25 protein-coding genes and 1 pseudogene are annotated in these 26,114 nt (G+C 43.5%); 18 read left to right on the top strand and 8 right to left on the bottom strand.

The genetic code is table 11. From position 1 onward, the window contains the following. Positions 1-788: 788 nt before the first annotated feature. Positions 789-1,175 (top strand): hypothetical protein, encoded by a 387-nt coding sequence (locus F6K37_RS01465; RefSeq protein WP_287247706.1) that lies wholly within the window; start codon positions 789-791, stop codon positions 1,173-1,175. Between the two features lie 264 nt (positions 1,176-1,439). Here the strand turns inward: F6K37_RS01465 and F6K37_RS01460 are convergent, their stop codons facing one another. Then, complete coding sequence (locus F6K37_RS01460; RefSeq protein WP_287247704.1) at positions 1,440-1,967, bottom strand: RICIN domain-containing protein; 528 nt, start codon at positions 1,965-1,967, stop codon at positions 1,440-1,442. Between the two features lie 485 nt (positions 1,968-2,452). Further along, positions 2,453-2,665 (bottom strand): hypothetical protein, encoded by a 213-nt coding sequence (locus F6K37_RS01455; RefSeq protein ID WP_287247702.1) that lies wholly within the window; start codon positions 2,663-2,665, stop codon positions 2,453-2,455. Positions 2,666-2,827: 162 nt separating this feature from the next. Between F6K37_RS01455 and F6K37_RS01450 the strand changes: the two genes are divergently transcribed. Beyond that, complete coding sequence (locus tag F6K37_RS01450) at positions 2,828-3,082, top strand: hypothetical protein (RefSeq protein ID WP_287247700.1); 255 nt, start codon at positions 2,828-2,830, stop codon at positions 3,080-3,082. Between the two features lie 111 nt (positions 3,083-3,193). Next, on the top strand, positions 3,194-7,603 hold the full coding sequence (locus F6K37_RS01445) for an nSTAND1 domain-containing NTPase (RefSeq protein ID WP_287247698.1): 4,410 nt from the start codon (positions 3,194-3,196) through the stop codon (positions 7,601-7,603). 209 nt (positions 7,604-7,812) lie between these two features. On the opposite strand, the gene F6K37_RS01440 is transcribed toward F6K37_RS01445, so the two are convergent. The 3 genes from F6K37_RS01440 to F6K37_RS01430 all read right to left on the bottom strand — a co-directional run bounded on the left by F6K37_RS01440 (position 7,813) and on the right by F6K37_RS01430 (position 12,270). Further along, complete coding sequence (locus F6K37_RS01440) at positions 7,813-8,649, bottom strand: Rpn family recombination-promoting nuclease/putative transposase (RefSeq protein ID WP_008187325.1); 837 nt, start codon at positions 8,647-8,649, stop codon at positions 7,813-7,815. 126 nt (positions 8,650-8,775) lie between these two features. Further along, entirely contained in the window at positions 8,776-9,753 is a 978-nt protein-coding gene (locus F6K37_RS01435) for an ABC transporter ATP-binding protein (RefSeq protein ID WP_287247696.1), read from the bottom strand. A 138-nt stretch (positions 9,754-9,891) separates the two neighbouring features. Continuing rightward, on the bottom strand, positions 9,892-12,270 hold the full coding sequence (locus tag F6K37_RS01430; protein ID WP_008187327.1) for a lytic transglycosylase domain-containing protein: 2,379 nt from the start codon (positions 12,268-12,270) through the stop codon (positions 9,892-9,894). Positions 12,271-12,546: 276 nt separating this feature from the next. Between F6K37_RS01430 and F6K37_RS01425 the strand changes: the two genes are divergently transcribed. Next, positions 12,547-12,738, top strand: a complete 192-nt coding sequence (locus F6K37_RS01425; RefSeq protein ID WP_287247694.1) for a hypothetical protein — start codon at positions 12,547-12,549, stop codon at positions 12,736-12,738. Positions 12,739-12,863: 125 nt separating this feature from the next. Here F6K37_RS01425 and F6K37_RS01420 read toward each other — a convergent pair whose 3' ends face one another. Beyond that, positions 12,864-13,847, bottom strand: a complete 984-nt coding sequence (locus F6K37_RS01420) for a 3'(2'),5'-bisphosphate nucleotidase (RefSeq protein WP_008187336.1) — start codon at positions 13,845-13,847, stop codon at positions 12,864-12,866. 341 nt (positions 13,848-14,188) lie between these two features. Between F6K37_RS01420 and F6K37_RS45300 the strand changes: the two genes are divergently transcribed. The 13 genes from F6K37_RS45300 to F6K37_RS01355 all read left to right on the top strand — a co-directional run bounded on the left by F6K37_RS45300 (position 14,189) and on the right by F6K37_RS01355 (position 24,497). After that, entirely contained in the window at positions 14,189-14,395 is a 207-nt protein-coding gene (locus F6K37_RS45300; protein ID WP_008187337.1) for a YqaE/Pmp3 family membrane protein, read from the top strand. Positions 14,396-14,558: 163 nt separating this feature from the next. Beyond that, positions 14,559-14,717, top strand: a complete 159-nt coding sequence (locus F6K37_RS01410) for a YqaE/Pmp3 family membrane protein (protein WP_008187338.1) — start codon at positions 14,559-14,561, stop codon at positions 14,715-14,717. 24 nt (positions 14,718-14,741) lie between these two features. Beyond that, positions 14,742-15,242 carry a hypothetical protein gene (locus tag F6K37_RS01405; protein WP_008187339.1) on the top strand — a complete coding sequence of 167 codons (501 nt, stop codon included), beginning with the start codon at positions 14,742-14,744 and terminating at the stop codon, positions 15,240-15,242. A 768-nt stretch (positions 15,243-16,010) separates the two neighbouring features. Further along, positions 16,011-16,583, top strand: a complete 573-nt coding sequence (locus F6K37_RS01400; protein WP_008187340.1) for a DUF3727 domain-containing protein — start codon at positions 16,011-16,013, stop codon at positions 16,581-16,583. A 66-nt stretch (positions 16,584-16,649) separates the two neighbouring features. Then, positions 16,650-17,729, top strand: a complete 1,080-nt coding sequence (gene mltG / locus F6K37_RS01395; RefSeq protein WP_287247689.1) for an endolytic transglycosylase MltG — start codon at positions 16,650-16,652, stop codon at positions 17,727-17,729. 174 nt (positions 17,730-17,903) lie between these two features. Continuing rightward, positions 17,904-18,455 carry a YqeG family HAD IIIA-type phosphatase gene (locus F6K37_RS01390; protein WP_287247687.1) on the top strand — a complete coding sequence of 184 codons (552 nt, stop codon included), beginning with the start codon at positions 17,904-17,906 and terminating at the stop codon, positions 18,453-18,455. Between the two features lie 304 nt (positions 18,456-18,759). Continuing rightward, positions 18,760-19,023, top strand: a complete 264-nt coding sequence (gene grxC / locus F6K37_RS01385; protein WP_287247685.1) for a glutaredoxin 3 — start codon at positions 18,760-18,762, stop codon at positions 19,021-19,023. Between the two features lie 155 nt (positions 19,024-19,178). Then, positions 19,179-20,153 (top strand): glutathione synthase, encoded by a 975-nt coding sequence (gshB, locus tag F6K37_RS01380; protein ID WP_008187351.1) that lies wholly within the window; start codon positions 19,179-19,181, stop codon positions 20,151-20,153. Between the two features lie 69 nt (positions 20,154-20,222). Beyond that, positions 20,223-20,690 (top strand): DUF4870 domain-containing protein, encoded by a 468-nt coding sequence (locus F6K37_RS01375; RefSeq protein WP_008187370.1) that lies wholly within the window; start codon positions 20,223-20,225, stop codon positions 20,688-20,690. 33 nt (positions 20,691-20,723) lie between these two features. Next, positions 20,724-21,863 (top strand): Gfo/Idh/MocA family protein, encoded by a 1,140-nt coding sequence (locus F6K37_RS01370; RefSeq protein WP_287247682.1) that lies wholly within the window; start codon positions 20,724-20,726, stop codon positions 21,861-21,863. Positions 21,864-22,098: 235 nt separating this feature from the next. After that, positions 22,099-22,842 carry a DUF4230 domain-containing protein gene (locus tag F6K37_RS01365; protein WP_008187372.1) on the top strand — a complete coding sequence of 248 codons (744 nt, stop codon included), beginning with the start codon at positions 22,099-22,101 and terminating at the stop codon, positions 22,840-22,842. Positions 22,843-23,091: 249 nt separating this feature from the next. Beyond that, entirely contained in the window at positions 23,092-23,466 is a 375-nt protein-coding gene (locus tag F6K37_RS01360) for a DUF2237 family protein (protein WP_008187373.1), read from the top strand. Between the two features lie 152 nt (positions 23,467-23,618). Continuing rightward, on the top strand, positions 23,619-24,497 hold the full coding sequence (locus F6K37_RS01355; protein WP_287247675.1) for an SDR family oxidoreductase: 879 nt from the start codon (positions 23,619-23,621) through the stop codon (positions 24,495-24,497). 102 nt (positions 24,498-24,599) lie between these two features. Here the strand turns inward: F6K37_RS01355 and F6K37_RS01350 are convergent, their stop codons facing one another. After that, positions 24,600-24,752 carry a hypothetical protein gene (locus F6K37_RS01350; RefSeq protein ID WP_287247673.1) on the bottom strand — a complete coding sequence of 51 codons (153 nt, stop codon included), beginning with the start codon at positions 24,750-24,752 and terminating at the stop codon, positions 24,600-24,602. A 75-nt stretch (positions 24,753-24,827) separates the two neighbouring features. Further along, complete coding sequence (locus F6K37_RS01345; protein WP_287247672.1) at positions 24,828-25,784, bottom strand: hypothetical protein; 957 nt, start codon at positions 25,782-25,784, stop codon at positions 24,828-24,830. A 104-nt stretch (positions 25,785-25,888) separates the two neighbouring features. On the opposite strand from F6K37_RS01345, the pseudogene F6K37_RS01340 reads away from it, so the two are divergent. After that, positions 25,889-25,987 (top strand): annotated as a pseudogene (locus F6K37_RS01340) (IS630 transposase-related protein); the annotation flags it as partial. Positions 25,988-26,114 lie beyond the last annotated feature (127 nt).

The raw sequence follows: 26,114 nt of genomic DNA, 5'->3' as shown, positions 1-26,114 counted from the left end.
GGCAAATTATTTATTACCACATAAATACATAGCTACAAACACATTAACTACAGATTTAACTTATAAGTCAACAAATTAACATAATTAAAAACAAAAAACTGGTCTACTTCCCTTAAGCTATATTAACGGTATTAAGAAGACTTTGTGTGATCTTTTTCAACTAACAGAAAAAATGACAAGAAATGAATTCAGTAATTTTGTTTGCAACAAACAGGTCTTATGTTCGCTCTAGCGCCGTTATCGGGATGGCAGTAACTGGAAGGTGAGTGATTGTCTCGTTAATCTTTACTTTTGTGGCTTCTGACAAGGGTAATTATCGATATTTTAAATTCCGAGGAATTACGCCTATCATTCGATCTAGTTCTTATTATTGGAATGCACTACCAGGGACTAAGTTGACTTGTGTCTGGGTCTAATCGGAACCAGATAGTTTTCTGCATCTTTTTGAGGAGTTCAGAAAAATGATTTCTTCTTGACTGTCAGGAGAACTTCATGGAGTGACCCTAAGAGCTAATGTGTAAAGTAAATATTAAGAAGCTTGAAAGCCTTGCTATGATTGTCTTTTGGGTATTAAATAGTTCAATTGTTCTAGTTTAGCGCAAGCCTTATCCTACAAGGATTACAGCGAGTTTACAAATCAGCTCTAAGCATGGTTGAGGGTTAAACGTTCTATATATCGTTATTTGGGTGGAGTATTAATAGTATTCGGCGAACTAGCGAGTACAGGGCACTAGATTTACATTGCTGAGGTATAAAGCATTATAATTAGTATATTGTTTTTATTAACTGTGGCTATGATTCAAATTGATATCGACGATATTTATGAAGCTAAACATTTATCTTTAGAATTATATGCTGATTCATCTGATGAATTATTTGATGAAATCGAAAGTTGTAATGGTGATTTAGAATCAGGACTTAGTCATTTAGATGATGTAGATTGTGATGAACCAGATTCTATTTTTTATAATTTTAAAGAAATTTTTTGTAACTATAAACTAATAAAAGAGATTCAACAGTACAATACTGTAGAAGCTCTAGCTGCCTTTATTTTATCATATTTAGCATCCAATCCTATGTTTAGGTTTGCGGCTAAAAATGTAAAACAAGGACTTGCTCTTCTCTTAGCTATTTATATTATAAAGGAAGGAATTGATCAAATATGTAATAACTAGCAGAAAATGAATTAAGTAATTTTGTTTGTTACAAACAGGTCTTATGCTCGCCCTAGCGCCGTTACCGGGATGGCAGTAACTGGAAGGTGAGTGATTGTCTCGTTAATCTTTACTTTTGTGGCTTCTGACAAGGAAAATTACCGATTTATCCATGTAATCGAGTGACCGCTGGCATTTGACATCACAGCGATCACCATTTTAGTCAACAGCTCTACCCGACAATGAAACAGCTCTGCCCGAGAGGGGAATTTCTAGTTCAAGCAGTTATTTAAAATTAGGGATTTGCCAATATTGTCCTGAATAATTACCACAGTTAGCCATAATCGGTTTATTGTCTTGGGAATCATTAATGATATCTAAACATTTATCACTGCCCGTAAACATGGTTTTGAGGCGATAATATCCAGACCTGTTTGTTGCTTCTATTTGCCAATATTGTCCTGAATAATTACCACAGTTAGCCATAATCGGTTTATTGTCTTTAGAATCATTAATGATATCTAAACATTTATCACTGCCCGTAAATAGGGTTTTGAGGCGATAATATCCAGACCTGTTTGTTGCTTCTATTTGCCAATATTGCCCTGAATAATTACCACAGTTAGCCATAATAATTTGATTGTCTTTAGCATCATTAATGATATCTAAACATTTATCACTGCCCGTAAACATGGTTTTGAGGCGATAATTTGTTTGTCCTTGGGCAACGTTAGTAGTACTGGCAAAAGCAATCACAGAAGACGCAACAGCTATACCAAAAGTTAAAATTCTCTTTATATTGTTGTTGGACATGGTGGTATGATACATTGTTTGAGTTTTAGATAAAAATTGATCAAAAATTGTTCCACAAACTCAACTTACCTGAGTTCGATATAATTGACACTCCCTGGTCTTTTGACACAGGGTTTTCGGGTTGGGGTAACTTCAGCTAAAAGCATAATCAATATCGCTCACTCCTCCTGAGAATTGCTATAACTATAGTGTTTATTGGAGTTATGAGGTACGCTTTTTAACCTCAAAGTCCCCCTTTTTAAGGGGGATTTAGGGGGATCGCTTTGCACCTCATAGCTATAAGAATTGCTATGATCCCAGAGTATTGATGTTTCTTTCCTTTTGCCTTGAACTCTAAGATAATCATCAGTTTAGACCTTAACTGTCCTATACCTTCTACTACAACGCCTAAAGTAAGATTCCGGATTCTCTAAAAATATTTTTCTCACAGCGGGTAAAACCGCTATGAGTATTCATACCCGGTTTAAAAACACGGGACTTTCGACTTACAGGTTCCCTCGTAAATTGGCTCTTAAGCACTTTCCGTGAGCAGGGAATAGGGAATAGGGAATAGGGAATAGGGAATAGGGAATAGGGAATAGGGAATAGGGAATAGGGAATAGGGAATAGGGAATAGGGAATAGGGAAAACAATCCTGTGTAGCTGATAGTTATGCAAAGCGCCGTAGCTATATAGTACCTGAATGGTATCGCATTCACGCCCACCTCCGAGCAGGTTATGATTCAAGGAGTATTACTTACATCCGGCAAACCAAGTTTTTCGACTGTTCTTTTTCCTTAGTTAACGGCTGATAGGTCTTGTGAGCATACGGCTCATATCCCTCAAAACCTGAATAAGTCATCTCACACAATAACCGAGACTTGAGCGGAGAAGGAGGTAAATTTACCGTAAGCATTCAGCAGTCAGCCGTCAGCCGTCAGCCGTCAGCCATTCGCTACGCGAACAGTAGTGTGGCCATAAGCCATAAGCCAAAGTTTTTTGATACTGAATTTTGCCCCCCTAGCCCCCCAACTTTGGGGGGAACAAGAGTCAATTTGCTTCTAAAAGTCCCCCAAAATTGGGGGACCAACGGGGGCTTGGATGTAGCAAATGAGACTTCTCAGACAACCTCTTAGCTAAATGCTTACGAATTTTGAAACATATCTGCCCCTTAATAAGGGGTTATTCCTATTTCATAAAAAAAAACATAATTTGACACTTAACTTAATAAAATAGCCAACTGCTATATGTTCTCCCGCAACCTCGCATTTATCATCGGTATTAATAACTATACAAACGGCATTTCCACCCTGAACACCGCCGTCAACGATGCTAAACAACTAGCAGAAATTCTCCGCGAGAAGCATGATTACGAAGTCTGGGAATGCCTAGACGAAGTGGCAACTCTGTCTAAGTTTAACAAATTTTTATCCCATACCTTACCCGAACAAGTCACTGAAAATGACCGCTTATTATTTTACTTTGCTGGTCATGGAGTCGCTCTCAATGGGGATGATGGCCCGGCTGGTTACTTAATTCCTCAAGATGCCAAACTGGGGGATACTAATAGTTATCTGCCCATGACGAAGTTACACGATGCTTTAAGTCAATTACCCTGTCGTCATTTTTTGGGTATCCTCGACTGCTGTTTTGCTGGTGCTTTTAAATGGTCGAATACTAGGGATTTACTCACATCGCCAGAAGTAATTCACCAAGAACGATACGACCGTTTTATTAGTGACCCAGCCTGGCAAATTATTACTTCTTCAGCTTCTGACCAAAAGGCTTTAGATAACTTTAATTTAGATAGCGAACGCAGTCAAGTCGGCAATCATTCCCCTTTTGCGGCGGCATTATTAGAAGCCCTCGAAGGGGAAGCAGATATCTATCCTCCTGCTACGAATGGTAAACCAGCTGGAGATGGGGTAATTACAGCCACAGAATTATATTTACATTTACGGGATCGAGTAGAAATTCCCACAGAAAAATACCGTCTACGACAAACCCCTGGTATTTGGTGTTTAAATAAGCACGATAAGGGAGAATATATCTTTCTTTCTCCGGGACATGAACTTAACTTACCGCCAGCACCACCATTGGATGAGTCACAAAATCCCTATCAGGGTTTAAACTCCTTTGACGAGAAACATAGTTCACTGTTTTTCGGTAGAACATTACTAATAGAAAAGTTAGACTATTTTGTCAAAGCTAATCCCCTGACAGTGGTGTTGGGTGCTTCTGGTTCGGGTAAATCTAGCTTGGTCAAGGCCGGATTAATTCCCAAACTACGGCAAGATAATACCGAGAAATGGTGTATTTTGCCAACCATCCGTCCTGGTGAGACTCCCTTGGAAGCATTAAATAATGTGCTGACTGATGCTAAGTTACCAGGGGTAGAGCCACAAAACCCCCAGCATAACCTGGCAATGAGCATTGATGTTTGGGCGAAAAATAACCCCAACTCTAAGTTATTACTGTTTATTGACCAAAGCGAAGAAATTATTACACTCTGTCAAAACTTAGATGAGCGTAAGGAGTTTTTCCAACAGATACTCACAGCCATCAATGCCCATCGGGATAAATTACGGGTAGTATTAACCCTACGTTCTGATTTTGAACCCCAAGTCAGGGATGCTGGCTTAAAGTTGGCACCGGAAGTACTAAATCAATTGGGAACTAAGGTACTGATAAATCTTTGGCAAAGTGGACGATTTATTGTACCGGCGATGACACGAGGGGAACTAAGGGAAGCGATAGAAAAACCGGCTCAAGCACGGGTAATGTATGTTCAACCCCACGAATTAGTAGAACAATTGATTGATGAAGTGGCGGATATGCCCGGAGCATTGCCCCTGCTGTCTTTTGCCTTAAGTGAACTGTATCTCAAGTATTTAAGGCGGCAACGGCAGGCACAATACAGCGGTATTACTATTGACCGAGCGTTGACTCAAGCCGATTATATGGAATTGGGGGGAGTAATGCGATCGCTAACTCAAAGGGCTGATAAAGAGTATCATTTGCTAGTTCAAGAAAATCCCGCTTATGACCAAGTAATCCGTGATGTGATGCTGCGGATGGTGGCACTAGGTGGGGGTGAGTTAGCCCGTAGGCGGGTACCGTTATCGGAACTAGAATATCCACCACCGAAAAATGGTTTAGTGAAGGAAGTAATTGAGCGCTTTAGCAATGCACGGTTACTGGTTATTGGAGAAGATGCTGAGGGGAATCCCTATGTGGAACCTGCCCATGATGCTTTGGTGCGGGGTTGGCAAAGGTTGCTGGAGTGGAAGCTTGAGAATGAGGAAAATTTACTTCTACAACGGCGGTTGACTCCCGCAGCCCAGGAGTGGGAAAGCCAGCAACAGGCAAGGTTTCTTTGGAATGCTAACCCTCGTCTTGATTTGTTGAAAAAGGTATATTTATCCGATGATAACTGGCTTAACCAAGTAGAAGCTGAGTTTGTGCGGCGCAGTATTGGGCGAAAAAGCTTTAATACTCGTCGGAATTGGGGTGTTGCGATCGCAGTTATGCTAGGGTTAGGTACGGGTTTGGTCTTTTCTTTGATTGGACAGAGAGAGGTACTGATAGGTCAAGTCAGAACTAATATAAAATCTGCAGAATCGACCTTACCAAACCAAGAGTTGGATGCGTTGCTTAACAGTTTACGGGCAGGGAAAGTTCTTAAAGATTGGCCTGGATACTTATCCCTATTCAAGCCAGAAAGTGAGCTACCGTTTTTAATGGAGCCAGAAAGTGAGCTTCAACATCAATTGTTACGAACTTTGCAAAAGGTATTCTATTTAGCGAAAGAACGTAACCGCATAGAAGTGCCTCAAAACTTTAAGAAGATGTTTTTTAAGGATGGTGAGTTACTGATTGCTACAGCAGGATATGATGGTATTGTCCGCTTACAAGAGTTGATGGGACAACCACTAGCCCAAGTATTTTCAGGACATAAAGGTGAAGTCAATCTTGATATTAATAAGGATGGTCGCTTATTAGCAACCATTGACAAGCAATGTACTGTTCGCCTGTGGAACTTGGAAGAAAAACAGGAAGAGCCACCAAAGCTTATAGCTTCTATCTCACAGTCTAAAGATTGCGAAGTGAGCGGTGAGGTGAGCGGTGAGATCATTTTCAGTCCTGATGGCAAGAAGCTTGTAGCCTATAAAGACCGAACAAGCACTATCTACCTGTGGGACTTAACGGGAAATGAACCGAAGCTATTAAAAAAGGATCAAGACAATTTCAGTAGTATTAGCTTTAACTCCAAGAACCAGCTAGTTGTAGCTGTAGCTAACGAATCTGACTATACCCTCCGCTTGTCAGACTTTGTGTCTGGCAGTCAGTTAGCAGAGTTTAAAGATTTTTATGGGTGTTATTCGTGTGAGAGTCAACTCTTTGGGAACCTCGTTTTTAGCCCTGATGGTACATACTTGGCAGCCGCCTATGGCACTGATAACAGCATTGCCTATGTTGTTAGTTTAGATCATGAATCGTGGGAGAGTTTTAAACCCCTAAGCAGAGCTGCAAGCATCAGTTTTGATGCCAATAGTCGTCTGATTATCGGTCAACAGAATAATGGTATTATTAGTGTTCATGATTTATCTGGGTCTCATTCTTTACAATTTGAAATGAAAGGGCATCAAGGTAGTATTGGTGAGGTTATTTCTAGCTCGAATGGCAGAAAAATTGCTAGTATAGGTGATGACAATACTATTCGCTTGTGGGAAACAGAGAACAAGCAAGTGGAAGAGTTAATCCCAATTGAGGGGAAGTTTAAAAGTCTCAGCATCAGCCCCGATAGCAAGCAACTAGCTGCTGTAAAAGAAGATGGGAGTGTCCATTTGTTAGATTTGAATGCTAATAATAATAAGTGGGAGCAATTTGCAGATATTCAAGGCATAAGTCAAATCATTTTTAGCCCTGATCGTAAGCAATTGGCTGCTGTAGACAAAGATAATACGATTAGCCTATTAGATCTAAATGGAAAGGAATTGTATCCACCCCGAAAATTCAAAAAACCAATTAGCCAGCTTATTTTTAGCCCTGATAGCAAGCGTCTGGCTGTTATAGAAAATGATGATGGTATAATCCATCTGTTGGATTTGAACAAAAAAAACTGGAAAACCTTGCCCTTCAAATTACCTCTTCGTATCGCTTTTAGCTCGGATGGCAGGCTGTTGGTGGTGGATTTACTAGATGACGAAAATGTAGATAAACCCACTATCGTCTTAAAGGAATTGAAGCCTGGTAATGAATTGTATTCTGGGAAGGAATTAGTTCGGTTTAAGGGTGCTGAGAACCCCAGATTCAATAAGAATAGTATTGTTCTTAATACTCAGGGTAACTTATTAGCAGCTATTTCGGACAGCGATTATATCCATGTATGGGATATATCAGGAAAATTATTGACTGCTTTCAAAGGGCAGCAAAAAAACAAATTAACCAGTATAAGTCAAAGTGCTGATGGTAGCTTAATAGCTACCCTTGACCAGAATGGTACTGCAAAGTTGTGGCAGTTTGGAGGATTGGATGAACTCCTATCCAAGAGTTGTGATAGGGTGCGTGACTATCTTGAGAATAACCCCAATGTTGACAAGAGCGATCGCAATCTCTGCGAGAATGTACCAAAATTGGCGATCACCGAAGACTAATCGCACTCCAAAAACTCTTGGCACACAAGTGCGATCACTTGTAGGCAGATTTACTACGGTTGCTTGGGAAGTGCGATTGGCCGTAGGCCACGCTACGCGAGTCACGCTTCGCTTCCGCTAAAAGCGATCGCACTCTCGTTAATCTTGGTTGAGAAGTCGTGCGCTAAACGTAGCTATGCCTCTAGGGCTTATCCCACCGAAAGCATTACCTACGAGTTCGATTTGCTATCAGCAACAGATAGTGAACGCATCCATTCATCCAAATCGTCAGGTTTCGTAAAGTCCAACAACGCTTCCCCCAAAGCTTCAAGCTGAGGGAGGGATAAGGCTTGAACCTGCGCTCGTATTTCTGGGGACACTTCGCCAATGCGACGCAAGAGTTGGCGGAGTATAAGAGATTGTTCCCCTTCGTAACGGCCTTCATCCTTAATGTCTTGATAAATTACAGACTGCTCCATGATATCTCTGCGTAAAACCTGGTTAATGAAGTTCCTCTTTAATAATAGCCCTGCTAGAATCCCAGCGGACGCAGCCACATTGGTCTGTATCCTCATTTCTGGAATCGCCTCAACTCTTGCAGCCACCTGACGCAAGGTTTGAGCAGCGTCGGGGGTTTGTGTCAGCACAGCCAAGGGCAATAACCCCGTCGATTCCAGAAACGGCTGAGTTGGTTGTTCCCATAGCCGAATCACCTCAAATTCGTGACGAGTACCAGGAATCTCAAACGCTGTCTGATAAACGAGTGCAGAAGTTGAACGGGTTAAGTAAATGACCACTTGGCGCATCTGCTTATTGGGAAAACGGCGGAAAACTCTTAGGCGGTAATCTGCCATTCTGAAGGCCATAGTTGAGTCAGGTTTAGTCTGAAACTCGACGTGAAGGACAAAATCATCAGAATTCAGCAAAATCAAAGCATCCGCTCGAATGGGTTCAAGGGACAGTTCAGATGGACTGAGTTGGGTCATGGTGATGGGTTCACCAAGTAACCAGGAGGCAAAATCTTCCGAAAAGCTTTCAGCGAGGAACTTGCAGGTATTATCGAACATTAAACGATTATATCAGAGTGCCCGTCTCAGGGATTCTGCTGGATCCCGACTCCCGACTCCCTCGGTGCGCTTTCCGTAGGCGAATTAAATTCGCCACGGGTCGCACCGCTCCCGACTCCCGACTCCCTACTCCCTCAAACCCGGATTATTCAACTGCTTCATAAAAAACTCTTCCAAAGAAGGACGATTTAAAGTCATATTCATCAATTGGGCATCCATCAGCCGGAGGGAAGCCATAAACTCTTGGGGTTCCCCTCGCAATTGACCGTACCAGCAATCATCCTCAAATTCCAATTCCATCAACCACCGTTTGATAATCTCTATATTCCCACCTTTGCCTTTAACTCGGTAGGTGTTATCGGTACCCAAAAGTTCATCTAACGCTCCCATACAAATTAATTCCCCATTAGCGAGAATAGCGATGCGATCGCATATTTTCTCCACATCTGACAACACATGGCTGTTGAAGAAAATAGTCTTGCCTTGAGCTTTCAGAGACATAATAATTTCCCGGATTTGGTAGCGTCCCATGGGGTCAAGACCGGACATGGGTTCATCGAGAAATACTACTTCTGGGTTATTAATCAGTGCCTGGGCCATACCGATGCGCTGGAGCATCCCTTTAGAATACTGACGTAGTTGTTTCTTGCGTGCTGCTGATTGGGACAATCCTACTAGTTCTAACAGCCGAGGAATGCGTTTACGTTTTACCTCATGGGGAATTTCAAATAGTCCAGCCGTAAAGTGCAAAAATTCCCAGCCAGTGAGATAGTCATAGAAGTAGGGGTTTTCTGGTAAGTAACCAATGCGCTGCTTGACCTTTACATTACCAAGGGGATTTCCCAGTAACCATCCTTCTCCGCCAGTAGGACGGACAATTCCTAGTAAGGTTTTTAAGAGGGTAGTTTTCCCGGCTCCATTTGGACCGAGTAATCCAAAGGTTTCTCCCTGATAGACCGTTAGGGAGCAATTTTTCAGGGATTCAATTTTTTGATTGAGCCAGAAGCCAGTGCGGTAGACTTTGCGCAGTTGGGAGGTCTGAACCACTGGGATTGCTTCAGAGGTGGTGAGTTGGGGGGGGAAAGTGAGAGTAGATTGCTCCATCCTGTTGCTCAGAAATGAGGGATATAATCTATATTTATTTATTCCCTATTTTGGGGGTGTTTGTGTCTATTCTTAATAAAATTCCTGATAGCTGATCGGGTAAGGTCTGGCTGAATGTTTACGGTCAGTCTTGCTGGATTACTCTTGAGCGAAAAAGTCTACTAACTGCTGACCAACCTCAGGATTGTATAAGCGTAAGTAATTCCAGTAATTACCCAAAACTTGCTTGACATAGTTTCTGGTTTCACTAAAGGGTATAGTTTCCACAAATTCATCTAAATCAATGGGTTCATTTTCCTTTAGCCATTTCCCTACATTACCTTGACCAGCATTGTAACTAGCAATGGCGAATGCGGAGTTATCCTTATACACGCGATGGCTATGGGCAAGAAACCAGGTTCCTAGTTTAATATTATCGTTGGGATTATCGAGTTTATAGTCGTTAAAATTGATGGATTTCCCTACCCAAGCTGCAGTACTGGGCAACATTTGCATTAAGCCCATGGCACCAGCAACTGATGTAATGTTTGCCTCAAATCGGGACTCTTGACGAATTAAGGATATAACCAGTAGAGGATTAATGTTACGCTGTTTTGACTCGGTTTCGATTATCTCTAGATAGGGAAAGGGATAGAGGGCTTGCCAGTAAGCCGGTTTTTTCCTGATTTTCTGGTACTGCTCCTGTTCTTGGGAGGTTTCTCGGTCTTCGAGAGTCTCTACCTCGGAAATTCCTTTGAGGTATTCTCCCATCGCCAGCCTGAACAAGCCATCAGTAAACTGTTGTGGCACAGTCGGCTTGAGGCGAGTTTGAAATTCCCCTTGCCATAGGCTCCAAGCATCCTGGTCTTGACCAAGCTGATACAATTCCTTCAAAGCTGCTGAGCCCACAGGTAACTCGGGTCGCACCGTTGGCCAGTTTAACGTAAGGGATGACTGGCGCAGTGTGGTAAAGTCTCCCACATCCCAACCCAACTGTACCGCTGAGCGCCAAGCATAGTATGATTGAATATGATTGGTAATTACCTGCTTAAACGCTGCTTCGGCTTCCTGCTTCCGTCCTAGCTGAGTTGCCCATTTTCCCGACCAAAACCCTGCCCGACGGGCGATCAGACTGTGGGGATTATCCTTAAGGATCGGCTGAACGTTATGCCAAGCTGTCAGGATGTCTCCGTTTTGTGCCGCCTCTTGAGCCATCTGCCAGCGATAGTCCGCTGCTGCATCAGAATTGCTATAGTTGTCGATTAACAATTGATAGGCTTGCTCAGCAGCGTTGGGACTTTTGAGTTGCTCTAGAGTTTTGGCTTTGGCCAAAAGTGCCTCAGCAGCTCGGTCGGGAAAGCGATCGATAACTTGGTCTAAATACGGGATCTTGTCAATGGGTGGTTCTAGTTCAGCTAGTTGGAGATAAGCCAAGGCAGTTTCCTTGGCATCGGGAAATTCCTCGACCATCTTTTTATAAGCCAGTTTAGCTGCTCTGGGCTTTTGAGCATACTGAAGTGCTCTAGCCCCTAAGTAGCTATGCTTAGGTAATGGTTTAGCATTGCCATAAGCAGCACTGGCTTGAGCATATTTGCGGTCTTTCCAATAGGCTAATGCGATCGCTTCCCAATCTTTCGGCTGGATTATAGCACGATTTTTATCATCGACAGATTTTCCGTAATTACTAACTAGTTGATCTAGCACTAGGGTAACCCCTGGTTGGTCAAAGGTATACCTGGCTAATAACAGCATCAGTTCAGGTTGATTGGGCTGATCCTTAAGCTTTTGCTGGATTAATTCAATGATGCGAGGATGAGAAGGATAGTTTTTCAGTGCTCGTTCCCAGTATTTCGGCTCTTCCGCAGAAAAGTCATACATCTGCTGTATTTTTGCCAACCAGGGCTGCTCAAAACTCCAGATGGTGCTGGCATATTTCGGAGCAATAGATTCCTTTTCTGGTTTGCGGTAGGGTGAATCATCTGACAAGAAGGCATACAAGGCTTCAGCTGCCACTGGCTGATTACCATAGCGTTGGAGCAACTCCTGCCAAGCTTGTTGGGCTTGAGCTTTGTCCCCAGTGAATTGGTAAGCCTGTGCTCGTTTGAGCACAATATGTCCTGCTAATACTGGATATTCCCACTCTAATTTATCTAACCAACGCAGTGCCTCCCTTCCCTGCTGCCCAGCTATAGCATCAACGGCCAATAGGTAACGAGCACGACCACGATTGAGGGATTTTGGTCCAATTGCGATCGCTTCGAGTTGTGCCACCCGCTCCTCGGGGGATTGAGATGCTAGTTTTAGTACTGTAGTGTCCTTGGGATTTCTGCGCCCCATGATTTGCTGGGGGAGCAACACTACCCAACTGGTTAATCCTAGCGGGTTCTTGGGATCAATCAACACTAAGATGCTGATCGAGATCAGCAGTAGGCTCAATCCCACACTAGACGCTAGTAGGATTTGTCGTCTGGTACGCTGCCGCAATTGCTGGCGCAATAAAGGATAGTAGCGGGAGAATTTCAAACGTGACCGTTTCATAGAGCCTCCTTCTGATGCACGTCCATATTAGGATGAGATTTTGGGAATAGAAAGCTCTGTGACATCATCTCCGGCAGCATTGGTATTGTTAAGCTTGAGTAATTGGTGATTATGATCACTCAACGAGCCATTACCAATGCACCATTACTCTGACCCAAAAACACCTTTAACTATAAACACTACTGAAAGAACCGGACAGGATCTGACATTCCAACCTCTATTCCTTTAACCATATTTAGGAACCCCACAACCGTGCTGTGATTTGATAGAAGACTTATGGAACGCGGAAAAATAGTTGCTATTCTAACTGGAGCTATATCGATATTGCTAGCGATCGCTTACTTAATTATTGTCCAGCTGCTGGATTTTCGAGGAGAGATGATCCCTGCTCCAGTCAGCCAATCATTAAACTGGGGATATTGGATTGGGTATTTCCCACCAAGTGTTGCCCAATGGTTAATCCCTTAATAAAGCGATAAGTGTGAATGAAACTCCCCGCGCGTAAACGCGCGGGGATGCTTGGGCAAGAGAAATACTATTCCCTTGCCGGATCGTTGCCCTAGGTTCTGATCTGCCCTGTGCTTTAGCTGTTTCTAGTTAGCTGTATCCCGCAGTGCTGCCAACACCGTCTCATGAATCACACCATTGCTGACAACCACACCCTGATTTTCAACTAGCTTAGAACCGATCGAAAAGTTCAGGGGCTTGCCATGCATATCTGTAACAAGCCCACCAGCTTCCTCCACAACAATGGTGCCTGCAGCATGGTCCCAAATTTTCTCACGGTAGTTGGGATACTTCGATGACGGTAAACGTAGGTAAAGGGCTGCTTGACCAGAGGCAACCGCACCATACTTAGCCTGAGAATCCATCCGCAGGGAATCTGCAGTAATTCCCACCGCCTTAGCTACCAAATCTTGCCGAGAATGGTCACCATGACCAGACTCCACGCTTTCGACGAACCGGAGTTCTGCTGTATTGTCAGCATCAGTGACTTGAATCGATTCGGGTTCCCCACCACTAATCGGTACCATGGTTGCTCCCTGACCCCGTACTGCCACAAATAGCACACCCCGTTCACCATCTGGTTGTGCTAGGTTGACGGGTAAAGCTGGGCAAGCTAGCACTCCTACTTTCACTTCACCTTGTTCTACCAAAGCCAAGGCAACAGCATATTGATCATTACGCAGAAACCCTTTGGTGCCATCAATCGGGTCTAAGGTCCAGTAGCGAGGTCCAATCTCTCCATTGCCTAGATTAATCCAACTAACCACTGCCTCAGGAGTAGCATCATTAGTTACAGATTGCACATAACTGGTTACCTGTGCCAACTGATTCGCCATGGTTGGTTCCACCAAATCAGCAGCATCTTCTTCACCCACTACTGGATCATTAGGAAAGCCTTGGGCAAGTAAGCGGCAAATCACTGCCTGAGACCCATAATCGGCAACAGTGACAGGGCTTTTGTCACTTTTTTCCATAGCTTGAGTCACCCGTTCACTCCGGACTTGCTCACAAATTTTGGCAGCGGCTAAGGCTGCCTCAATCGCAACCTGTTTCTCTTGTTGATAAGACATTGTAAATAACTGCTCCTAAGGGCGAAAAGGTTTTTTGAAGTTTTTTTGGTCATGGGTAATAGGTATAGCTAATAGGTAATAGTCCCTTGAGTAATCACAAATCCCAATTAGGGATTACCTATTACTGACTACGAACTGCCTGGTTTTAAAGGCTTGTGGCCTAGCAGCATGTTTTTCCCTGACCTTAGGGACAGAGCTAGGAACTGGCAGTCATTCATAGGTGTCATAACCATTACAAAGGGGGAACTAATCTCCATTGCTGGCATCTTAGCTAGGAAATTCCGGATTAAGAGGAAATTACCAGGGAATTAACTAAGAGCAGTAATCGAGGTACAACAATAATGTATTTCATCCGGATCATCTGTGCCATTTTCCTGCCACCACTTGGTGTGTTCTTGCAAGTGAGTTTTGGCAAGTCATTTTGGCTTAATATTCTGTTAATGGTATTGGGTTTCATTGTAGGCACTCAACTTGGTTTTCCCAAATATGGTGTAGTGCCTGCCATACTCCATGCCGTATGGGTGACTGCTAATCAATATCAGGATTAAACTGTTTACTAGGGACTCTGCCCTAACCGAACACAGAACAGGGATTATAGGTCCGGTAACCCGGCTCTAAAACTAGAAGAATTTGGCACAATGGAAGTGAGTACGCAAACGCAGTGCTTAAGGCAATCAGCCTTGTCCTAACAAACACCAAAGGTATACCATAATGGATTTAATTCGGATTTTATGTGCTATTTTCCTGCCACCACTGGGAGTATTTTTGCAAGTGGGTATTGGCTGGCCCTTTTGGATAAATATTCTTTTAACCCTATTGGGGTACATTCCAGGTATTATCCATGCCGTTTGGGTGATTGCCAAGAGATAAAATCAAGGATTAGACTGACTACAAATGTACAGTTCAAAACAATCATCCCAACCTGTGAAGTATAAGGCTTTGAACTATCAGGGAGTCTACCCCTGCCCAGTCTGTCGTGTGGGTCAGATTCAAAATTTATCGTTAATGGAAGCTTTTGCCTGTCACGAGTGCCGCCACATTTTCACTGCTGATCTCGAAAGGCAAATACTCAAAATAACCGATCGGCAGCCCCCAATGACCTGGCACTGGAATGGCAAAAAGTGGACAGGGGCCCATCTAGAGGGGGTTGAATGGGGATGGGTGAATTGGTTCTTAGCCTTGGCATTTGTAGTTTGTCCAACGACCTTAATTGGGGCAGCCGTTTATATGTTTCCCCCTGCCCCAGATAGTCCTGTATCTTGGCTTCCAGCTGCTTGGGTAGGGTTAACGTTTTTATGCCATCTGGCAATCGTTGTCTGGTTGGTGATGGAATTTTATCAATTTCCAGTTTGGGAGTACTTGAGAATTGGACGGCAGCGAATTATGGGTCGTTAGTTCTGTTAATTAACTTGAAAATAGTGCTGAGTATTGTTAAGAATAACACCCTTATATTTTCATCCTTTATAGTTTATAATTACTAATTCATACTTGCTCAGGCTCACAGCTCTAGCCGTTTACGTGTAAATTAAGTATAATTGGTTACAAAATTGAGTAATCCTGCTATAAGATAGGGGGTTGCTAAGCTGATGTGCATTTAAAGTTGGTTATTACCTGTTCCCAGATCCCCGCTATCCGAAGTTCCCTTCGAGTAATTTAGGTCTCCCAATCTAAATTCTGAACAGCTTAGTGCTAATTATGCTCGCGTAGCGGCTCGGAAAGAGCATCGCAACCCATGGCACTAAAACCTTTTGGCTGAGCTGATTTCCTAGAGCAACACATTCTTCTGCTCATGTTAAGTCCCACTGATTAGTTATACTTATAGGTTGCTAACAACACTTTTTTGCAACTGATTGACCGTAGGTCACGCTACGCGAACGCTATGATTGAAGAATGTGCAATTTTTAGCCATACCATAGTCAACTAATGCTTATGCTCACAGAAAGCCCATCATTGTATAAATAGTATAGACTAACCCATTCAAAGACAACTGCTGGAACTATCGTACTTGGTTTTGGTGCTATCCTGATGGGAAGCAGTCTACACTTGAGCGTACTGTCGCTTACTGTCAAAGCGTACTGTCGCGTACTGTCAAAGCGTACTGTCAAAAGGGAGGTTGGATTTCTTTCCACGACCACTTGACCACTAATAGACACATTAAGTGCCATGTTTTCATCTCAATCCCCCCAAGAAAATGGGGAATCTCCAAAAGGGGACATTACGCTGAAGGACGCTAACGGTAAAACTCTCGAATGTTACATTGAGCATTCCCTAGAGCTGGAGGGTTGTGAATACCTTCTGCTGTTACCTGTGGACTCACCCATAGAAATTGTTGCTTGGGATGATGATGAAGACTTAGCTGATGCCTCTCTAGTTGAAGATGAAGCTGAGCTTGACTTGATCTTCCCTGACGCCCAAGCTGTTCTGGCTGAGCAAAATCTTCAGCTCAAGCGCACCGCTTTTACCTTAACTGTTGCTGGTGAGTTGCCACCAGTGGACGAAGATGACATTCTCACCCTGGAAATTGAAGACGATAATGTTCCGATGGAAGCAGAGGAACTACAGGAGCTAGCGAGCTTTTATTACAAAGAACAAGAGTATGGCATTTATACGCCTGTAGAACCACTCCTGTTTTTTGCTCGCTCCAACCAATCTGGTCAACCCGAGTTACTGTCTACAGAGGAAATTAAACAAGTTCAGCCATTGCTCGAAGAACTGCTATTCGATGATCTTGATTAGGAGACAAGAACTCGGGTTGACCCCTTAAACGATTCAGGGGAAACTAGTGTTTTGGTGTATAAGAGTATGAAAACTCTCAAAAGCATCTCCAATAGGTTTTTTTATTTCGTTCTGTTGCCAACGACCCTTGGTCTTTGTGCATGGCAGGGCTGGGAGTGGTGGAGTTGGGTGGTATCCCCACCTGTTAAAGCACAATCTTCCGAAGATGTAGCTCCAACCCTCATAAAAATTGAGATTCCCCCAGGAACCCCAGGTCAGCAAATAGGCAGAGATCTTGAAGCTTCTGGTTTAATTCGCTCAGCCGATGCTTGGAAACTCTGGACTCATTGGCGTCAGCTGCTAGACCGAGATGGTGAGTTTAAAGCTGGAACTTACGAACTATCACCAACTCAACCCCTGCCAAAAATCGCCGAAACCATTTGGAAAGGGAAGGTGATGCAGCTGTCTTTCACCATACCGGAAGGGTGGTCGATTCAACAAATGGCGGATTATTTTGAATCCCTAGGATTTTTCCCGGCTTATGACTTTATCGCTGCTAGTAGCAAAATCCCCTGGGATAAGTACCCTTGGTTACCCAGTGACCTCCCTCATCTAGAAGGTTATTTATACCCAGATACCTATAAGTTACCCAGTGATGGCATCTCGCCACAAGCAGTCATCCAACAAATGCTTAATCGATTTGAGCAGGTAGCCTTACCAGTATACGAAAAAGGTCAGTACAAAACCCAGCTTAGTATCAATGATTGGGTAACATTAGGCAGCATTGTCGAGAAGGAAGCAGTAGTTGCTGAAGAACGCGATCGCATTGCTGGTGTCTTTACTGAACGGTTGCGGCGAGGGATGAGATTAGAAACCGATCCCACGGTTGAATATGGATTGGGGATTCGACAAACTGCTGATCAGCCCCTGACCTACAAGCAAGTGCGGCAACCCTCCCCTTACAATACCTATCTCAACCCAGGATTACCCCCGACCCCGATTGCCAGTCCTGGCATAGGGAGTTTGAAAGCAACCCTTGATCCCGAAGACACCGAATACCTGTTTTTCGTGGCTCGTTACGATGGCACTCATGTTTTTAGCAAAACCCTAACAGAACACGAAGCCGCTAAAAATGCTATCCGTAGAGAACGGCGAGCAAAGCAATAAACTACAACAACCAGTGATCAAAGAACCTTTCTAATATTGGTTCCATAGAACTGAATCACTTAACCGTTGCCCGCTGCCATCATCAGGCTGAGCGGGCTTAGTGTATTGACAATTGACGGGTAAGCATCAAAAATCAACAGAGTTACCAACCTTAAATTGATCAGTTAACTACATATGTCTTGGGTCTCAAAGTTACAACCTGACTTAATCCTTGGTGGCTCCATCTTAGACCTGACACCAGATATTCTCCAGCAATATCAGCTCTCAGGTCTAGTATTGGATGTTGACCAGACTTTAATACCAGTGACGAAATCCCGTGTTTCTGGAGAAATTGAACGGTGGGTAGAGCAAACTAGAGCAATGGTTTCCCTGTGGCTGGTTAGTAATAACCTTAGTGAAAATCGCATTAGCCGTATTGCTTCCTCCCTAGATTTGCCTTACATATACGGAGCTGGCAAACCTTCGCGACGCAAGCTGAAAATAGCTGTAGATGCGATGAACCTACCTGTAGACCAAGTGGCCATGGTAGGCGATCGCTTATTCACTGATGTCTTAGCTGGGAATCGACTGGGAATGTTCACCATTCTTGTAGAGCCCATAAGGGATCCGGCTATGAGTAAGTCTTTATACCCAATGCGTGATTTGGAAGTGTGGTTTTCTCAAGCCTTAGGGGTTTCGCTGACCACCATGCAACAAAACTTCAACAAACCTGACAAATCACAATAAACTGAAATATAAAGAAAATATTATAAAAATTACTAAACCAAGATTTGTCGGAAATAATAAGGGAGAGTTGGAAATCGGGTCAGCTTATATAAAGACCCTACATAAATGACCAACCTTTTAATATGGGGTCAGCTTATATAAAGACCCTAGATATAACAAACGCCTATAACTAATAGAGAGCCCAGCCTTGAGGTAATCAGGAGCTGGGCTGTCTATGATTTGGGATTAGGTTACTGACCTGGTGCGCCAAGCTAAACCCCACGTTAAAATTCAATAAACATTACTTAATACTATAACCCCAAGCATGAGCGCAAACGTTGAAATCTACACCTGGAGCAGTTGCCCCTTCTGTATCCGTGCTAAAGGTCTACTAAACAAGAAGGGAGTTGAATTTACTGAATACTCTATTGATGGTGATAACCAGGCACGGGAGAAGATGGCTCAAAGGGCAAATGGAGCACGCTCTTTACCACAGATTTTTATTAATGACCAGCATATCGGTGGCTGTGATGAGCTTCACACTCTGGAATTTCAGGGTAAGTTAGACAACCTCCTCAAGGCAAGCTAACCACTAGGTGATTGAGCATCTAGTCTGTAGGATCGCTAATGGTTATCGGCAATATCCCTGTTACCCGTTCCCCGTTCAAGATCTTGACCAGTATATTCCCCAATCAAATAGTATTGCTGTAGCATAGGGGAATTGGCTGACAGGGGAATTCAACCGTGAAATTTGCGTTTATCATAGACCCTCTCCCGAAACTTGATCCCGGTCACGATACTAGTGTGGCACTGATGGAAGCCGCACAAGAATTAGGTCATGAGGTTTGGGTCACTCAGGCTCAACAATTGAGTGTTATTCAGGGTCAGGCTTGGGGGCTTCTAGAACCTGTGCAACTAACTCCAGCCAAACTCGATGACGGGCATTGGGTCGTCAGTGAGCAGTGGTACCAGACTGGTAAGGCTCTGTTGAAACCTCTAGAGGAGATGGATGCTGTCTGGATGCGGACAGACCCGCCCGTTACCATACCTTACCTCTATGCCACCTATATCTTGGATTACATCAATCCAGATAAAACCTTGGTGATTAATGCACCAACTGGCATCAGGACAGCTAACGAAAAAATGTATGCCCTCCAGTTTCAGGAAGTGATTCCACAGACCATTGTCAGTCAGGATAAATCGGTGATTCGGCAATTCGTTGAGGAAAAAGAGGCAGCAGTACTGAAACCTCTAGGAGGCAAAGCTGGTGAGGGGATTATATTTCTACAGGCAAGCGATCGCAATTTTAACTCCTTGGTGGAAATTAGCACTAAACAGGGTAGTGAGCCAGTGATGGTTCAGGCTTATCTGCCTGCGGCGAAAGATGGAGATAAGCGGATTATCCTCTTGAATGGTGAACCGATTGGAGCAGTAAATCGCATTCCCACAGGTAAGGAATTTCGGGGTAACATGGCTGTGGGTGGTCGAGTAGCGGCTACGGAAATTACTCCCCGAGAGGAAGAAATCTGTGCCCGGCTCTTGCCAAAACTGCAGCAAGATGGCTTATATTTTGTTGGCATAGACGTTATCGGCGGCTACCTCACCGAAGTTAATGTCACCAGTCCTACTGGCATCCGGGAAATTGACCGCTTAGACGGTACTCACCTGGCTAAAGAGGTAATTACCTGGGTTGAGGCAGTGAAAAACAACGGCGGTTAAACAATATAATGGCTTAACCAGACTCTTGAGCAAAGTCATGGGATGTAATGTCGGTTTTGGGTCAGTTTTATGGATCAAGTAACAGTGCCACGGAACGATAGGAAAGCTCGAATCTGGGGGATGCTGTGTCATCTATCCTCCCTGCTATGGATTCCCCTATTGATTATGGGTCTACCTATCCCTTTGGCTAACCTGGCAGGCCCGTTGATGATCTGGTTAAACAAGAGAAATAAATACCGCTTTGTCAAGGTTCACGGTCAAGAATCTATTAATTTTCAAATCTCGATTACCCTGTACGCTACCATTATCCTGACCATATTTACGGCCTTTGCCTGGGCGTTTTTCATCCTGATTGGTGCAATAAAGGGTTTTGACCGTAACTCTTGGTTGGAGCTGTTTAAGCTGATAGAATTCTGGCTATGGTGTCTAGCTAGTATCCTGGGAATCATTGATTCGCTGCTGGTGACTATGGCCTCAATCGCTGCTCAATATGGTAGGGTTTACCGTTACCCATTTACCCTGCGATTTTTAAGATAAGCACTAATAATATAAGTCACGAGATAGTCTAGAATGGCTGAGTTTTCTGCAACAGGTGCAACTGAACAGCTACCTACAATTGGTGTAGCGGTAGTGGGAACTGGATTTGGACAAAAAATCCACATCCCTGGCTTTAAAGCTCATTCCCGGACGGAAGTGGTGGCTGTCTATCACCGAGACCCGGATCAGGCAAATGCGATCGCAAACCAATATGATATTCCCCATGGATGCGATCGCTTAGAAGATATCCTAGCTTTACCGGAAGTAGAAGCAGTTAGCATCTGTACTCCCCCGTTTCTGCACTACGAAATGGCCAAAAGGGTTCTAGAAGCAGGGAAACATCTGCTACTAGAGAAACCGATGACTTTAAGGGCAACCGAAACCGAGGAGCTTTACCAACTCGCTACAGAAAAGGGTGTTGTCGCTATACCTGATTTTGAATTCCGCTTCATCCCCTCATGGCAGCTATTAGCGGAATATCTCGAAAAAGACTATGTCGGTAAAAAGCGTCTGATTAAAATTGACTGCTTATTCTCTAGCCGAGCCAATCCTGAACGCCCCTGGAACTGGTATGCTCAAAAGGATAAGGGTGGCGGAGTACTAGGCGCAATTGGTTCTCACGTTTTTGATTATATTCATTGGCTATTTGGACCAGTGCAGCGGTTGTGTGCTCAAGTGAGTACTGCAATTCCAGCACGACCAGACCCCAATGCTAGCAATTTACTTAAGCCAGTAGATGCTGATGACACCTGTCTGTTATTACTGGAATTGGCAGATGGTACCCCTTGTCAACTCAGTATTAGTTCCGTAACCTATGAAGGGCGAGGTCACTTTGTAGAGGTTTATGGCGATCGCGGCACCTTAGTTTTAGGCAGTAACAATCTCAAAGACTACGTTCATGGATTTCGTCTGTGGGCAGCTACCGCAGGTCAATCCTTGATGGAAGTAGAAATTCCCCAGCGACTAGCATTTCCTCAAACCTACCTCGATGGTCGTTTAGCCCCATTTATCCGGGTGGTTGACTATTGGGTGCAAGCCATTGACAATGGTAGCGTCACGACACTATCTCTTAAAGAAGGAGTGTACTCCCAAATGTTAATGGATTTAACCCATGAGTCTCATGAAACCAGGCGTTGGGTTGAGGTAGATAAGCGCAAGTATAGCGGTTTTTAATAGGGAATAGGGAATAGGGAATAGGGAATAGGGAATAGGGAATAGGGAATAGGGAATAGGGAATAGGGAATAGGGCAAAAAAAATTGTCTACCTCATTAGGCTAGAAATTGCTATATATCGCTTTGATAATTTGAAAATAGATTTTTGACACCAAATAGCATTTCCTTGTTATTAAACAATAGCATAAATTAGGAATAAATAACTGTTAATAATTAAATTTTAAGGTAAACAAAAATGAAAAGTCAGCATCAAAAGCATCAGTTACTTAGCATTATCTCTAGTATACCTAGAGGTTTGATTTTGATGAGCACAGGGGGCATGATAATCACGACGCTAATTATAGGAGTGGTGATGTGGCGCACTAGCTCCCGCTTGTTTGAACAAGTTAATGGTCTATTCGACTTATCACAATTAAACTTATCACAGCCAGAACCAGATGTGGATGTCAGAAACGTTGTGGTTAATAAAGTTCGTGATGTTAGTGAATTGACCACTGCTGTGTTTAGCATGGAGGCGGTGGTCCCAACTCGTCAAGATAGAAACTTAGGACAATATCGCTTAGCGTCAACGACATTACTCTATATTGCTTATGGGGAAGTGCGAGCTGGGGTTGATTTAGGGAAATTAAGCGTCGATGATGTCAAAGTCAGCAATGACTCGATCCAAGTGCAGTTACCAGCGCCCCAATTACTGGATAGCAAGATTGATGTTACCCGTTCCCAGATTTACGACTACAACCGAGGATTTTTGGGTCTCGGACCTGATGTTGCTCCTCAATTACAGATGCTAGCTCAACAGCAAACCCTCCGGAAAATTCAGGCTACTGCTTGTCAGCAAGGTGTGCTAGAGCAAGCTAATCAAAGGGCGCAATTAGTGGTTACTAATTTATTGATGACAGCTGGTTACAAAACCGTAGATGTAAAGCTTCAACCTTCATCACCATCGATGTGTATGGCAGCTTCGTCTCTAGCATCTTAGTATAGTCTTTGGTAAGTATTCAGCAGTCAGCTCTCAGCAGTCAGCTCTCAGCAGTCAGCTCTCAGCTAAAAAAAAATTATTTACCGTAGCGTGGCACAGGCTTCGACTATTAAAAAGCTGATAACTGATAGCTGAATGCTGAACGCGCACGCGTGCGCGTAGCGCATTAGCTGAATGCTGACCACTGATAGCTAATAGCTTACAACAAAATACCAACATTATTGGCTTAAATAAAGTTTACTATTTATCATGAACAATGATGCCAAAAACGTCCTTGGCGGAACACTAAAAGTGTGCTGCACATTTCCGATGACGGGATTTTTTCGGAATGGAAAATGTGATACAGGACCATCTGACGTTGGTGTACATATCGTTTGTGCAGAAATGACTGCAGAGTTTCTCTCCTTTACTCAGTTAAGGGGCAATGATTTGAGTACACCATCCCCTATATATAATTTTCCTGGTCTTAAACCCGGAGATCAATGGTGTTTGTGTATCAGTCGTTGGAAGGAGGCGCTGGATGCTGGAGTTGCGCCACCGGTGATTTTGTCAGCAACCCATGAAGCAGCGCTTGATTACATTCCTTTAGAGGTATTTAAGGAACACGCTATTATTAACCGCTAACCGTCGATGGTTGACTGGAAAGGGTGCATATCATTAAAGCTGTTTGACTCTGTGGTGCGTTACGGGGCGGACTATCCCAGCGCTGGCTACGAGGCGAAAAATAAGGGCAAGTCCGCCCCTAACGCACCCTACGCACCTAACCCTAAATTTTGATGAGAAAAAAACTCTTAGTCACAGGAGCTAGCGGTTTTCTAGGATGGAACCTTTGTCAGCTCGCCAAAGAACAATGGGATATTTATGGAACGTATTTTTCCCAAACGATAGATATTCCGGGAATAACCTTGGTAAAGGCTGACTTGAGAGAATTTCAGGAGATAAAGCATCTGTTTGCTGAGATTCAACCAGCAGGAGTAATTCATACCGCAGCTCAATCTAAACCTAATTTTTGCCAGACCCATCGAGAGGAATCATACTCGATTAATGTTACAGCTTCTATCAATATTGCTCGACTAAGTGCAGATTATGATATCCCTTGCGTGTTTACCTCTACTGACTTGGTCTTCGATGGTTTAAATCCTCCTTATCTGGAAACTGATCCGGTATCGCCTATCAGCTATTACGGTGAGCAAAAAGTGATGGCAGAAGAAGGGATGCGATCGCATTATCCTAAAGTCGCGATTTGCCGCATGCCCTTAATGTTTGGCATCACTCCCCCTACTGCCAGTAGCTTTATCCAACCCTTTCTCAAAATCCTGAGAGAAGGGCGACCGTTGAGCTTATTTACCGATGAAATTAGAACCCCTGTCAGTGGCACAACAGCAGCGAAGGGACTGTTATTAGCTCTAGAGAAAGTCCAAGGTCTAGTTAATCTGGGCGGAAAAGAAAGGATCTCCCGCTATGACTTTGGTTGCCTGATGGCTGAGGTGTTTGAATTTTCCCAAGATAACTTGGGACGCTGTCAACAAAAGGATGTACCGATGGCTGCTCCTAGATCTCCGGATACTTCATTGGATAGTTCATTAGCATTTAGTTTGGGGTATCAACCGTTATCAGTGCGGGAGCAATTGGAAGAGTTGCGAGGGAAAGTGTAATTATGTAAGCTGTCAGCTCTCAGCTCTCAGCTCTCAGCTCTCAGCCGTGGCACAGGCTTCGACGCTGTGGCCTAACTCAGATTAAACCAATACTTACCTGTTTTATTCAAAAGCTGTTCCCGTAGCGTGCGCGTAGCCCATAAGCTGATAGCTGTTCGCGCAGCGTGCGCGTAGCGCATTAGCTGATAGCTGTTCGCGCAGCGTGCGCGTAGCGCATAGGCTGATAGCTGAATGCTTACTGGATAGGAGATTCATAGGATAAGTATTTTTGCTTATGAATTTTGAAATCTTTGTTTTGAGAATTTAGATGCGTTTGCCCTGTCACTACACCTAGTCATTGGCACTTACATACCAGTTTTTTGGAGCAGCATCTTCTTTAGTAAGAGTGGAATCTAGAATCTGTACTACCATAGGGAATTCATAATCCCCATCACTGAAACCCAAGCTACTTGCTATCGGCTCAATACTTGGTGTCATCAACATTGCTGCTCTGCGGAGAGGTTTTTCTAAATCTGGTGCAAGAGACTCGGTATGAGCTAAGTTACAGACAGCCATTAAAGTGGCACGCAATGAATCTCTGGTATCTACTGTTAATAGATCGCAAATTAGCCACTGGGGGTCGCCCTTATATCCAGATATACCCAAGCCGATTAACTCACCTTTGTACTCAACGGCTGTCACTTTGGAGTTGAAAATCTTACTTTTCGACATCAAGGCAGTTCGGTTACGCACTACCATAACCTCATGTAACTGAGAAGCTTGCGTCCAAAGATGATCAACTCGTTCATCCCATTCTTCCATAAGACTCGCAGTATAACCCTCAGGCAATGTAAAAGGTTGGTTTAAGGGCAGTGGTATACCCCACAGAGGAAAAGTGCTATACACCACAGAAGGTATTCTACGAAACAATGGAACCCAAAGGGGATCGGGAAGCATGTACAGTAACTGGTATTGAGATCGCAGCTGTTGTACACCATACCTGTACATATCGATTACAGTCTGTAAAGAGCCTCTGTATTGCTTCTTGATAATGGGTGCAAAAGGTCGCAAGGCCATTACTGTACGACCTTTGAATAATGTTCGCCAAGGGATGAAGGCAAACTGACCAACAATTTGTTTAATGTTACTATCTTCGGCTACTACAATTTGCGCTGGCTCTAATGACGGTCTTAAAAAGATATCTTTCCATTTTTGAGCATCAATTTTACCCCACTGACTATCTTCTGACCACAAGCTAATCAAATCTGCCTGATCTGCTTCCCTGTACATGCGATAAATAATATTCATTAGATTAGTACTCAACAATTTTTATTTAAGTATAGTTGTTTCAATTAAGGATAAGACGGTGATGAGGTAAAATGAAAAGGGTATATTTTCAATAACTGACAGCAATGCCATACAGTCTAGATTTCAGAAAAAAAGTAATAAACTATATAGAAAAAGGTGGAAAAATTACAGAGGCAGCGAAAGTATTTGGGATAGGAAGAGCGCTGGGGGGGCGACGATAGCGATTGAAACGATTGATACGTCAAGAGTGTAACGATCTGTGGTAGAAAAAGATAGGTCTTTCATTGTCAATAAGACCTATCTGTTGAAAATGTTACCCTTATTATATCA

It is taken from the genome of Moorena sp. SIO4E2 (genome assembly GCF_010671945.1).
Taxonomy (GTDB): domain Bacteria; phylum Cyanobacteriota; class Cyanobacteriia; order Cyanobacteriales; family Coleofasciculaceae; genus Moorena; species Moorena producens.
The sequence above is the reverse complement of the archived record's forward strand: the minus strand, read 5'-3'. Positions and strand labels throughout refer to the sequence as shown.